Genomic DNA, 12100 nt, shown 5'->3' with positions numbered 1-12100 from the left:
CGTCTCCGTTAATATTGATATAGATTCATGTACAGGAAGTAAAGTTCCTGTTTTTTATAGCGATAGAAGGGTTTGACGGCGAGCGTTTCGTCCGCAAGCGCCGTATAGGCGAGAGGTCCTTCCTCTTTGAGCTGCGCCGCGATATCGCCGTTGCCGTCCAATACGTCGGCGGGGTCTTTCAAAGGGTTCTGCATGGAAGCCGCCAATGCGACGGGACCGTGCATGATCGCGAACACGCCTTCCTTGCCGTAGTCCGCCTCGTATTCCATTTTGCTCACGGTCAGGGAAGAAGGCAGCGTCAGTTCTATCGTGTCGCCCTTTTCCCAGGTGCGGCTGAGGACCAGCCAGCCGCATTCGTCCTCCGAAAGCCCGACCGCCTGCCCGTTGACTTTTGCCTGCGCCTTGCCCGAAAGCCATTCGGGCTTACGGAACTTGACGGAAAAATCGGACGGCTGTTCGGGTTCTACGGTAAAGACGATCGTGTCGCTCTCGGGAAAATCCGATTGCTGCGTCAATACGATCGTGCCGCCCGCGGCGTTTTTCATCTCCGCTTTGGAATTGACGAAAAGATTGACGTACAGATTTCGGGTGTCCTGATAGTAGATGGTTTTGAGCACCTCGTTCACCGTGAGCGGCCGCGAGCCCGCGCAGCACGCCCAGCGCCAGTCGTAACGCAGGTTTTTCTGCCCGCCCGCCGAACTGAAATCCGAATAATAGAAGGCGTAGCCGTCCTCCGTTTCCAGCGAGGCGATCGTGGAATTGTATAAGAGTTTTTCGCTCCAATCCCCGTATTTCGCCTCGCCTGTGTAGCCCGCCAGTTTGTTGCCTAGGCGGTACACGGCGTACGTGTCGCACTGGTTTTCATAACTGTCGTGATATTTTTGCAGGGCATCCACCATATCCTCGCGCGGCAGCAGCCATTCGGTGTGCGCGCCGTAGCCGCCGGGAGCGGATTCCTGTTCCGCGCGCATGAAATCGTAAAATTTGATCATGGAATCGACGTAATAATCGTTGCCGCTCCAACCGTACGCCGCTCCCGCGGAATTGAAAGAATTCAGATGACTGTACGCGTGGAAATGCTGGATATTCTGCCCCGAAACGGGGCGGTAATCGTAGAAGTTTTTGTTTTCGTAGAAGATGTTCCAGAATTCTTTATACTCGAATTCGGCGGCAAAGCGGGCGTATTCCTTGACTTCTGCGGCGGGACGCCCCGCGGCTTTCAACGCGTCCGCAAAGGCGTACAGAGATTCGGCGATGGTGTACCACTCGATTTCCTGCGGGTTGCTCGCGGAACCGTTATCCCCCAAGCGTTTTTCGGCGTTCGCGTACGCGGGGTCGTTTTTCACCGCGTCCACCATGCGCTGCGCCATTTCCAACCCCTTTTCCAGACCGCAGAGGGTATACAGGTCCAGACAGCCTCGCAGATACTTTTCGAAACTGTACATGGATTTCCCGTCGTTGAACAGGGGCGAAACTTTCGAGATCTCGTACAGTCCGTCGCAAAGTTCCGTAACGCGCGCTTTGAGTTCGGGCGTGCCCAGCGCCGCGCAGTAGCGGGCATTGCCCTGGATCCACTGCCCCAAAACGTTGCCGCCCGCGCCGAACCCGCCGAGATCTTTGCCCGCGCCCGTATCCAGAAGCACCGCCTTGCGCTGGCCGTACAGCATATCGTCCACGCTGAGTCCCAAATAGTAATCCGCCGCGGATTCGTAGGTGTCCTTGAATATACCGTCGGTGAGCGTCACGTCGCCGTAATCGAATTCGAGCAGTTTCACGCGGTTTTCCATGAGGGGATTGTCGCTCTTTTCCTTGCTTTCTTCGGGCGCGCAGCCGACCAAGAGGGCGGCGATCAACGCGCACGCCAGAAAAATCGCTGTTTTTTTCATGCTTTCCCTCCGTAGCGGAAGTACGCGCGGTAAATTTCCCCTTTCGGGTAATCCATGTACGGCGTGAACAGCACGTCGCTCCCCTTCGCTCTATATTGCAGAGGCCCGATCTTTTCCAACTGCGGCGCAGCCTCTTTTCCGACGTCGAGAGCGGATAGCACTTCGTCGGCGGAAGACGCGCTCGCCAAGGCGACGGGTCCGCAGCAAAGCCCCGCGACTCCCTCGCCGAAAACTTCCAGCCTGCTCCAAACAGGCATCGTTTCCAGATCCAGCGCGATCTCGTCGCCGTCGGCAAATGCGCGCTCGACGAATATCCAGCCGTCGCGGACAGGGCACTTTTCCTCCCGCCCGTTGATATGTACGGAAAACGACGCGGCGCTTTCCGGACGGCGGAAAGCGATCTTCCTCTTTCCCGCGCCTTTCTCCACGCAGAGCGTCACCCGCCCGCCGCGCGGGTATTCCGATTTCAGCCGCACGCGCATGCCGCAGAAGTCCAGCGACGAGGGAATATAGAGATTGACGTACAAGTCGTTTCCCCGATGAAAATAGACGGAACGCAGAAGTTCGTTCATAAGGAGCGGCCGCGTGCCCGTGCAGCACGTCCAGGTATTTTCGTGCAGGTGCTTGCAGGCATGGTCGGTATTCAGATCGGAATAATACTGCACGTGCCCCGCTTCGTCCATGGGAATGCTCGCAAGCGTGGCGTTGTATAAAAGTTTTTCGGGCCAGTTGCCGTACGCGGCGTCGCCCGTAACTTCCATGAGCCAGTCGCTCAGGCGATACACGGCGTACGAACAGCACTGCGTTTCGAAACTATCGTGAAAAAATTCCAACGCGTTGATCATGCCCGTGCGGGGCATCAACCATTCGAGGTGCGGACCGTAACCGCCCGTCATCAATTCCTGCTTTTCGCGCATAAACCGATAAAAGTTGACGATCGATTTCAAGTAGTAAGGATCTTGGCTCTTCTGATACGCATACGCCGCCGAATTGAAAGAATTCAAATGGCTGTACGAATGAAAATAAGCGGTATTCTGCCCCGCGAGCGGGGAATAATCGAATAAATTTTTACCCTCGTAAAAAATATCCCAGAATTGCGGGTACTCGAAACCCTTTGCAAAGGCGCGCACTTTTTCCGCCTCTTCCCGCTCGTTCCGCAATTCTGCGATATCGGCGTAGCGGTAGAGCGATTCAGAAATGGTGTACCACTCTATTTCCGCGGGCACAGGCATGGTACCGTTATCGCCCAAACGTTTTTTCGCCGCGGTATAGACGGGGGATCCCATCGCCATGCGTACGAAAGACTGCGCCATGGCGAACGCATCTTCGTTTTCGCAGTAAACATAGCAGTCGAGAAACCCCCTCACGTATTTTTCCAGAAAGTACATGAACAACCCGTCGCCCAACTGTGCGTCGCGACCGGTAACTTCCCGAAGCCCCGCAACGAGCGCGTCCGCCTTGTCTTTGACTTCCTGCCGTTTCGTGGCGGCGTAAAAGCGCGCGTATGCTTGCAGCCACTGCCCCAAAACGTTCCCGCCCAGTCCGTACCAGGTCCCCTTTTCTCCGGCGAGAGTCTTCGCCGCGGGCGGATTGGCGATACCGACGCGCTTTCGAAGTTCGAACAGCATATCGTCGACGGAGATCGCCATGTAATAGCGGTAACATTCCTCGTACGCTTCGAAAAAGGCTCCCTCGCTTACTTTTACGTCCGCGTACCCGAACGCGATGAGTTTGCCCGCGGGCTTGTCGTAATCCTGAAAATCCATCTTTCCCTCCGTTGGTCGTATTTGAATTATATCAACCTTTGATATAATATTATCACGCATAGTTTGCTTTGTCAATAGCGATTAGAAAATTTTTTAAAAAATATTTTATCGGGAATTGACGCGCAATTTTTAAATGTTCATTGACAAAATAAGCCGTTCACCTTATAATGAAAGAAAGCAAGGAGAGAGTTCAATGCAGTCCACGAAAACCAACTATGAAATGAAGCAATATAATTTTCAGACCGTCTTTAAGATCATTCAGCGATATTCAAGCATTTCGCGGCGCGAATTGCAGAATTTATCCTCATTGAGTTGGGGGAGCATCTCTTCGATCACGGCAGATATGGTGAGCAACGGGCTGATCATCGAAAAATCGCATAAACTGGGATATTCGGGGCGCACACCGAAACTTCTAACCATCAATAACCAAAAAAACAGGATCCTAGGCATCGATATCAATGTTTCGGCTATCACTTTCGCTCTTTGCGATCTGGGCGGACTGGTCCTGCAATCGGAGCGCGTACGTCCGCAGGAGTTGCATAAAAGTTATATTTTATCACTCATTGATGAATATATCGCTAAATATTTCGCCACATACGACGAGATCATCATGATCGCCTTTTCCGTGCAGGGGCAGATCGACCGCACGGAAAATATATCCGTTTCCATCGACAAGATCGATGGCTGGGAAAACGTGCCTCTGCGCTCCCTGTTCGCGGAAAAGTACGGCCGCCCCGTCTACATATTCCACGATCCCGACTGTCTGCTCATATATACGCTCGCAAAAATGCGCAATTTTACCGATGTGAACAACTGCGTCGCCCTGCGGCTGAGCCCCGACGGCATCGGCTTTTCCGCGCTCATTGACGGGAACATATACAAGGGCGCGGGCGATACTGGCATTGAGATCGAGCATACCACCCTCGTTCCCAACGGGCAAAAATGCAAGTGCGGAAGATCGGGATGTTTTTACGCCTACTGTACGCTCGAAGGGCTTTCCCGCCAATATAAGGGCGGCACATACGAAGAGTTTCTGTCGCTCATTCGTGCAAGCGAGACGGACGAAACGAGCCTACGAATTTTTAAAAATTATTCTTATTATCTTGCCGTCGCGGTGCAGAACCTCATCATGTTGTTCAATCCCGAATATCTCTTTCTCAACGGAGAAATGACAGAATATAAAAAACTGTTTGAAAAAGAATTTTATTTGAAACTGAATAACAATTATCACAGCCGCGTGTTCTTCAATTCCTTCGATACTGAGCATCCAGCCGTGGGCGCGGCGCTTTTGGCGGTCAGCCGCAATCTCAACGAACTGCTCTTCCGAGATTGAAAAAAGAGGCATATGTGCCGCAAAGCACATATGCCTCTTTTACGTCTTCCCGAAGAAATTTTCGGGATGGATGACGTGTTCGCCCTTGATATCCGTTTTTTTCAGCCGCTCGTCCTTTAAAATGGCGGCGCGCTGGATCACGTTGTTGCCGTAGCGTTTGCGCAGGCGGTCTATGGTGTTTTCCAACCGCTCTGCTTTCTGTTCGCTTAATATATCCGTAAACAGATTCATCTGCTCGATCGGCCCTATAAAATCGGAAACCGACACGCTGACGGCGCGCACGGGATAATTCCAGGGAAATACCGCGCGGAACAGTTCGTATGCGCAGTCGGCGATATCAGTCGCGGAGCGCGACGGCAGGGACATTTTTCCCTGCTTGGAATAATGTACGAGCGAAGAGTCCGTCACGATCAGATGCACCGTGCGGGCCTTGCTGAACGTGCTTTCCCGAAGGCGCGCCGCCACCGAATCGGACAAGAGAAGAATGAGCATCCGAACGTCCTCGTCGTTTTTCAGATCGCGGTAGTTCGTCAGGCTATTGCCGATGCTCTTGATGTTCTGTTCCTCTTCCCTTTTTACGACGGGCGAGCAGTCGAGGCCGTTTGCGAATACGTAAAGATACCTCCCCCATTTGCCAAGCCAATCGGAAAGCAGCGCCTCGCCGGTGTTGGCGAGTTGTCCGATGGTGTAAACGCCGCGCCTGTTGAGTTTGTTTTTGGTCGCCCGACCGACGTACAGCAGTTCTTCGACGGGCATGCGCCATACGAGGTCGCGGTAGTTTTCCTCGGTGATCTCCGTCACCGCGTCGGGCTTTTTCATGTCGGAACCGAGTTTTGCGAAAATCTTATTCCAACTCACGCCCACGCTGACCGTAATGCCGATCTCCTTTTTCACGGCGGCGCGTATCTCTTCGGCGATCTTTTTCCCGCCGCCGAACAGGTTTGCCGATTCCGAAACGTCGAGCCAGCACTCGTCAATGCCGAACGCCTCCACGCGGTCGGTGTAGCGCTCGTAAATTTTGCGCACTTCCTTGGATACGCGCAGATATGCTGTAAAATCGGCGGGGATCTCGACGACGTTCGGGCATTTCTGCTTTGCCTGCCAATACACGTCGCCCGTGCGGATGCCGCTTTTTTTGGCGATACCGTTTTTGGCGAGCACAATGCCGTGCCTGTCCTCTTTGCTGCCGCACACGACGACGGGCGTTTCTTTGAGTTCGGGATGCCGCAGAATTTCCACCGAAGCGTAAAAATTGTTGAGATCGCTGTGCAATATCGTCCTCACAAGCGTTCCCTTTCCACGAACCAGCGCAGGCCCTCTTCTTCGAAATACAGATACTTTTCCCGCCCGCCCATCACGCAGGTGTAACGCATGGGCAGCACCGCGCTCACGCGCGCGGGCGCGCGGTCGATAAATTTTATTCTGTCAATCTCGAAACGGCTGCCGTTTTCCCAGATCACGGCGACGGGGCGCATCCCCCCTTCCGCGGGAAAGCGGACGAGCGTTTCGACATAAATTTTCTCGTATTCCATACCATTATTGTATGAAACTCTTGATTTTATATCCCGAATCGCGTACAATAAAGGTAAGAGGTGGAATATGTGCGGCAGATTTCAAGTGAATATCGACGAACCCGAACTATTGGAGATCTTGAACGATCTGCAAAAAGAAGGCCGCGAGCCGCCCGAACTGGGCGAGATGTACCCAACGGAACTCGCGCCCGCGCTTGCTGCGAGAAACGGCTCCGTTGCAGCGGGACTGTTCCGCTGGGGGTACGAAAAGCTCGACGGCAAGGGCGTGCTCATCAACGCGCGCGCGGAAACGGTGCGGGAAAAGCCCCTATTTCGGCGCGACTTTTTCGAGCGGCGCTGCGCGGTCCCCGCCAGCGGGTTTTTCGAGTGGTCGCCCGACAAGAAGAAATATTATTTCCGGAAACAGGCGGGCGGGCTTTTGTACCTCGGCGGCTTTTTCAAACGCAGCGGCGGCGAAGAAAAATTTATCATTCTCACCAAAGACGCCACGCCGCCCGTATCGCAGTTCCATCACCGTATCCCCGTACTCGTGGAAAAGGACGCGCTCGGCGACTGGCTGACAGACGTATCCTTTGCCTCGGATTACTTATATCGGGATAACCCCGTGCCCCTGATCTATTGAAATACCCCGTTCGGATCTTTCCGAACGGGGTTTAATCGTCTTTGAATTTCTTTGCATATTCCGCGTCGATACGGGCGAAATACGGGATAAAGCATCTGTAAAATCCGCAGCTGTTTTCGTCGATATAGGGCGCGCGGGGGGAAGTATCCTCAAGAATTTCCGAAAGACGGTAATCGCCGTTGACTTTCCAGCCCTCTAAAAAGCCGATGCGGACGGCGTTCGTCGGACAAAAGAACGAACAGCGCATGCACATATCGCAGCGGTGCCCGAATTTGATCTTTCCCCGATCCAGACGGATATTCTTTTCGGGACAGTTCCGAACGCACAGCCCGCAGCGGACGCATTTTTCTTTGTCGACTTTGTAAAAAAACGAATTGACGCACCCGCCGATCTTCTGTACGGACACCGCCGCGGAAGCGACGTTGTAAATAAAATTGCTACCGATTTCCGATATTTCGCCCCGTTCCAGATTGTCGATCATGATGCGGGCGAGTTTTTCGTCCTTGTCCAGAATCTCACGGACAAATTCCCTGTCGAACGCAAAGTGAATGTTATACGGCATGACGAAATGATATTCGCCCGCAAACGCCGCGCCTCTCCGCTTCATGCGCCTTAAAAGAATGCGGCTGGACGCGTTGTTCATCGCAAACGTCTCGCCGCTGTTTTTATAGATAAAAAACTTCTGTCCCCTTTCGATTTCCAGCGTATTCACGTAGCGGTTGAACGGCAAGGGAGAATTGAAGCCGTAGATCGGATAGCCGAACCCGATCAGATCGTAACCCTCCGTATCGGCGGGCGGCACGCCCCGCTCGATCTCCACCCGCGAACATATGTGTCCGTGCTCTTCTAACCTCAAAATGAGAAGGTCGGTCAAAAACCGCGTGTTGTACGTTCCCGTATAGTAGACAAAAAGGATCTTCATAACCTGACCATGCCGTTTTCCGCGAGAAATTCGACGTGATCGCGCACCGTTTCTTTGAGCGGACGGGGCGAATAACCGAATTCGCTGACGGCTTTTCCGATGGGAAATTCGGCTTTTTCCCGAATCGAAGCGAGCGCCGCGCCCGTGTACAACGGGCGCTTTTTGCGCGCTTTCGCCGCTAGGCTTAAAAACGGAAGTCCGACGTACGCCACCCAGAGAGGCAGCGTGGGGAGCATTTTTTTGCCTGTCATTTCGGAAACGACGGCGAGGCTGTCGTTGATGGTATCCGGCTTGTTGGCGAAAATATAACTTTCGCCTTTCTTCGCTCTTTCCACGACGGCGGGGAGCACTTCCGCCACGTCGCGGATATCGAAATCATTGTAACCGCCGCGGATCGAGGCGGGCAGACGCCCCTCGATATAATCAATGAACATTTGCGACATATGGCTGTTGCTGTAATCCCCGGGCCCCAGTACGCCCGCCAAAAGCAGCAGGCTGGCGTTCAGCCCGCGCTCCTTTACGGCGTTCAAGACGACGGCGTCCGCCTCGCTCTTGGCGCGGGCGTATCCCTTTCTCGCACGCTTGGGACAGGGAATATAATTGCTCAAATCTTCTTTCAGCCGCAGACCGCGCGGCAACGCCTCGGTGGAGGAGATATGCAGAAGTTTTTTCGCGCCGTGCGCGCAGCAGGCGTCCGTTACGTTCCGCGTGCCCTTGACGGTCACGTCGTACAGTTCCTTTTTAGAGCCTTCGCCGATCGTGACTTTCGCCACCGTATGAATGACGACAAAGGGACCTTCTCCTTCGAACAGGCGTTCCACGTCCGCACGGTTTGCGATATCTCCGAATACGAACGCGGGTTTTTGTTCTTTGAATACCTGTTCCGCTTTTTGGTGACTGCGGGCAAACCCAATGACGCGGCAATTCTCCGCAAGCAGTTTTTTCGTCAAAACGTTGCCCACATAACCTGTGCAGCCCGTTACGATATACGTGACGCCGCGATCCATATTTCTATTGCCTCCCCTTTTATGCCGCAGGTTCGGGTTCGGGCGCGGGTTCGGGCGTTTTCAGAACGCCGCCGTTATCGGCTACTTTCTGCGCCAACGCCGCGAAATCCGGGCATCCGAACGTCTTAGCCGCATCCGAAACCGCCGCATGGAAAGCGCTGAAATCCACCGCCTGACCGGGGTTGTTGTTGGTCATGGTGATATTGCCGCTTGCGATAACCAAATTCGTGCCGAAAAATTTCATTTGCAAATTCAAATCGATATTGACAGATTTTAAAACGTATGTCTGCGAGCCTGCAACTTTTTCGCGCACGATCTGTATAGACAGGCCGCCTTCCATTCCGAGCAATTTTCCTAAATCGACGTTCACCCCATATCCGTTTTCATCGACTGTGCCGGAAATAATTTCGCCGATATCGGCTTTAAACCCGAAATTTCCCGCCATGCTTCCGACCAGATCAATGATCCCCTGCAGCGATTCCATATTCAAATTGCTGGCAAACAACAACTCTTCGGCAAAATTATTCATGAATTCCGAAGTCGTTATCGCGTGCGCCGTTACGACGGGCGTTTCCAAACTGATATGTTTGTTTTTATCCTTGTCGTAAACCGTCGTCTGCGTTTTGGTGATAACGACCAAACCGTTTTTAAGAACGATCTCACTATGACCTTTGCCATAGATAAATTTGCCATCATTGATCTCGAGTCCTACGCGCAGGAATGCCGCGCCGTTCGAATCCACGCCGATCTGCAAATTATATTCGGCGTCGATAATGATATTCTCACCCAAAATATTTAACATGAAACCGCCCGACAAGTCGATACCCGTAGCCTTGTTGTCGGCGGTGGCGTTAAAGTCGGCAAGCAACCGAGAGAGGAAGGCGAGATCGGTGTAATCGCCGAGGGGCGCCGCGATCGTTTCGAACGCAGCATTTTTGACCGCCCCGATCGTAAGCGCAAGAGTTCCGCCGTTGACCGACGCGTTTTCCAGCCCGACCGAATGATCGCCCCAAGCGTCCGTTTCCGCCGTAAAGGCCGCGCCCACGCCCGTTGTAAACATAGATTGCAGCACGATCGGCGCGCTCTCCTGCGTCAGCGTCGCCGCGGAAAGGATCCCGCCCAGATCGAAGCCGAATACGTCGTTCAAAATGTTTATGAGTTCCATTCCCGACATCATCAAATCGAACATGGAAATCTTGACGCGGAGTGCCGTTTCCGCATCGAGAGAAACGAGCGAATAACTCAGATACAGCACGTCGTCCGCAAGGATCGCGTGCACGAAGTGCCCGCCGTCGGGCGTGCGCGCATTATTTTCGTCGCGTATCGCCGCGCCCGTGTCGTCCGTCTTATAATTCTGCACGCAAACGGCAACGTCCGCCTTTACGGGCACGATCCCGGACTCCGCGTTTTCGATATTCGCGTCTACGTGCACGTCCTGCGCGTCCGTCGCATAATCCGCGGACCCCGTCAATGCCTTCAGGCTTGAAAAATCGGCAAGGTCTTTGGCAAACAAGGTCATATCCACGGCGTCATCCGCAATGACGGGATCAAACTGCACCTTTTCGGAGGAAGGCTCCACCGTTGCAGAGATCTCCTGCCCGAACACGGAAAGGCTCGCGTTTATGTATTTCCATTCCACCTTGCCGTCCGTTTCGCTGAACCCGAACACGAGAGGAATATCGCCCGTACCGAGCGGCAGAACGCAGGAAACGGTGACGAGGTTGCCCTCCTTTTCCAGAACGCCGTTTTCGATGGCGGACACGATTTCCTCGGACCCCGTGCCGAAATCGGGCAGCGCGCCCTGTAATTCGGAAACCGTCAGTTTGGCGACCGCCTTGTCGTACATGGCGTAGAGCACGTCGTCTGTATAAACGAATTGCGTTTGCGGTGTTTTCACCAGCAAACGGCTGAGCGAGGCCTCGCTCATTTCCAAACGGGCAAACCCTTCGACGAGACTGCCCGCAACGTCCAGTTGAACGGATAGCGTGGATTTTCCGTTGAGTACGGGAATGAGCCCCTCGCCGATATAATCCATGGCGGTCATCTCTTTCTCGCCGTCGTCCCCCTTTGTGGGCGCCGAGGCGTATTTGCTGAAATAATCCTCGTAAGCGGAAACGTCCGCCGACTTTTCGTCGTACGAGAAAGTAATTTCCGCCTCGCCCTTGCAGGACGCCGTGATGCCCATTTTCTTGGAGGTATAGTTTTCCCGCGTTCTGACGGAGGAAACCGTCCAGTCGGAACCGAACACGATGGTCATGGAAACGTCGTCGAACTGCGGTTCTTCGCTCAGATCCCCCATCGTCTTCATCTGTTTTTTATAATAATAGGTCGCGTCTGCGTTGTTCGCGCCGACGGACAGAGAAACGGTCAACTCGTACTTGTCGCCGTTTTTCACGGGTTTGGCATCCTTGGTCAATAGCGTATTTTCGTTGATGACGTAATCGGAAAATTCGCTCGCCCAAAGGCCGTATTTCGCCTCGTACTGCGTTTCGTCGAGAATTTCCGAAGGCTCGCCCGACGCCCATTTGGTATTGAGCCCGTTCCAGTCCGCAGGTTTATTCGATGCGGCGGTGCGCACGACCACCTTTTTCTCGCCGTAGAATTTCTGGAGCGCCTTGGAAGGCGCCAAAGAAGAACTGCTCGTGCTGATTGTAGAGGAAATGAGAAGCCCGTCCTTATAATCCTTGCTGCCCACGACCGTCTGTTTTACGTTGACGATACCGAGCGAAGTCGCGTTGGCGGTATTGCGGTTTTCGCTGTGATAATATTTGCGCGAATTGAGTTTGCCGATGACGAACGCGATATTGTCGAGCGCGTCGTAATCTTCGGGAGAACCGTCCTTGGGCGGCGTCTTGGTCACGCTGGGGCTTTCGGGGCGGTAACCCTGCGGTTTATCGGAACAGCCGCACAATACCATTGCTCCGATCGCTAAAACAAGTACGACCGCCAGAAAACATACGGCGATCCTTCTCTTTGATCCAGTGTAATTCTTATTCATAGTTCATGTCACTCCTGTCATACAATCTTATGAC

General features: G+C 53.5%; 9 protein-coding genes. 2 read left to right on the top strand and 7 right to left on the bottom strand.

The window, feature by feature from the left end:
• Window positions 1-8 precede the first annotated feature (8 nt).
• Together ESZ91_RS06510 and ESZ91_RS06505 are read right to left on the bottom strand one after the other, a co-directional pair.
• The gene (locus tag ESZ91_RS06510) at window positions 9-1886 is read right to left on the bottom strand and encodes a beta-L-arabinofuranosidase domain-containing protein (protein ID WP_129225334.1); all 1878 of its coding nucleotides are present in this window, start codon (window positions 1884-1886) and stop codon (window positions 9-11) included.
• On the bottom strand, window positions 1883-3652 hold the full coding sequence (locus ESZ91_RS06505) for a beta-L-arabinofuranosidase domain-containing protein (RefSeq protein ID WP_161971085.1): 1770 nt from the start codon (window positions 3650-3652) through the stop codon (window positions 1883-1885). The genes ESZ91_RS06510 and ESZ91_RS06505 overlap by 4 nt, the downstream gene beginning before the upstream one ends.
• A gap of 193 nt (window positions 3653-3845) precedes the next feature.
• Here ESZ91_RS06505 and ESZ91_RS06500 point away from each other — a divergent pair, with 193 nt between their 5' ends.
• Complete coding sequence (locus ESZ91_RS06500) at window positions 3846-4985, top strand: ROK family protein (RefSeq protein ID WP_161971084.1); 1140 nt, start codon at window positions 3846-3848, stop codon at window positions 4983-4985.
• Window positions 4986-5024: 39 nt separating this feature from the next.
• On the opposite strand, the gene ESZ91_RS06495 is transcribed toward ESZ91_RS06500, so the two are convergent.
• Window positions 5025-6269, bottom strand: coding sequence for a DNA polymerase Y family protein (locus ESZ91_RS06495; RefSeq protein ID WP_201270864.1), 1245 nt, complete (start codon window positions 6267-6269; stop codon window positions 5025-5027).
• The gene (locus tag ESZ91_RS06490; RefSeq protein WP_129225309.1) at window positions 6266-6517 is read right to left on the bottom strand and encodes a hypothetical protein; all 252 of its coding nucleotides are present in this window, start codon (window positions 6515-6517) and stop codon (window positions 6266-6268) included. Before ESZ91_RS06490 ends, ESZ91_RS06495 begins: the two co-directional genes overlap by 4 nt.
• A gap of 67 nt (window positions 6518-6584) precedes the next feature.
• Here ESZ91_RS06490 and ESZ91_RS06485 point away from each other — a divergent pair, with 67 nt between their 5' ends.
• Window positions 6585-7139 carry an SOS response-associated peptidase gene (locus tag ESZ91_RS06485; RefSeq protein WP_129225307.1) on the top strand — a complete coding sequence of 185 codons (555 nt, stop codon included), beginning with the start codon at window positions 6585-6587 and terminating at the stop codon, window positions 7137-7139.
• 31 nt (window positions 7140-7170) lie between these two features.
• Here ESZ91_RS06485 and ESZ91_RS06480 read toward each other — a convergent pair whose 3' ends face one another.
• The 3 genes from ESZ91_RS06480 to ESZ91_RS06470 are packed head-to-tail and all read right to left on the bottom strand — an operon-like array spanning window position 7171 to window position 12066.
• Entirely contained in the window at window positions 7171-8061 is an 891-nt protein-coding gene (locus tag ESZ91_RS06480; RefSeq protein WP_129225305.1) for an EFR1 family ferrodoxin, read from the bottom strand.
• A complete protein-coding gene (locus ESZ91_RS06475) occupies window positions 8058-9068 on the bottom strand; it encodes an NAD-dependent epimerase/dehydratase family protein (protein ID WP_129225303.1) in 1011 nt (336 codons plus the stop codon). Before ESZ91_RS06475 ends, ESZ91_RS06480 begins: the two co-directional genes overlap by 4 nt.
• A 19-nt stretch (window positions 9069-9087) precedes the next feature.
• On the bottom strand, window positions 9088-12066 hold the full coding sequence (locus tag ESZ91_RS06470; protein WP_129225301.1) for a hypothetical protein: 2979 nt from the start codon (window positions 12064-12066) through the stop codon (window positions 9088-9090).
• Between the last annotated feature and the right edge of the window lie 34 nt (window positions 12067-12100).

It is taken from the genome of Candidatus Borkfalkia ceftriaxoniphila, assembly GCF_004134775.1.
In the GTDB taxonomy this organism is placed as follows: Bacteria; Bacillota; Clostridia; order Christensenellales; family Borkfalkiaceae; genus Borkfalkia; species Borkfalkia ceftriaxoniphila.
Note: the sequence above shows the minus strand (reverse complement) of the source record. Positions and strands in the feature narration are given on the sequence as shown.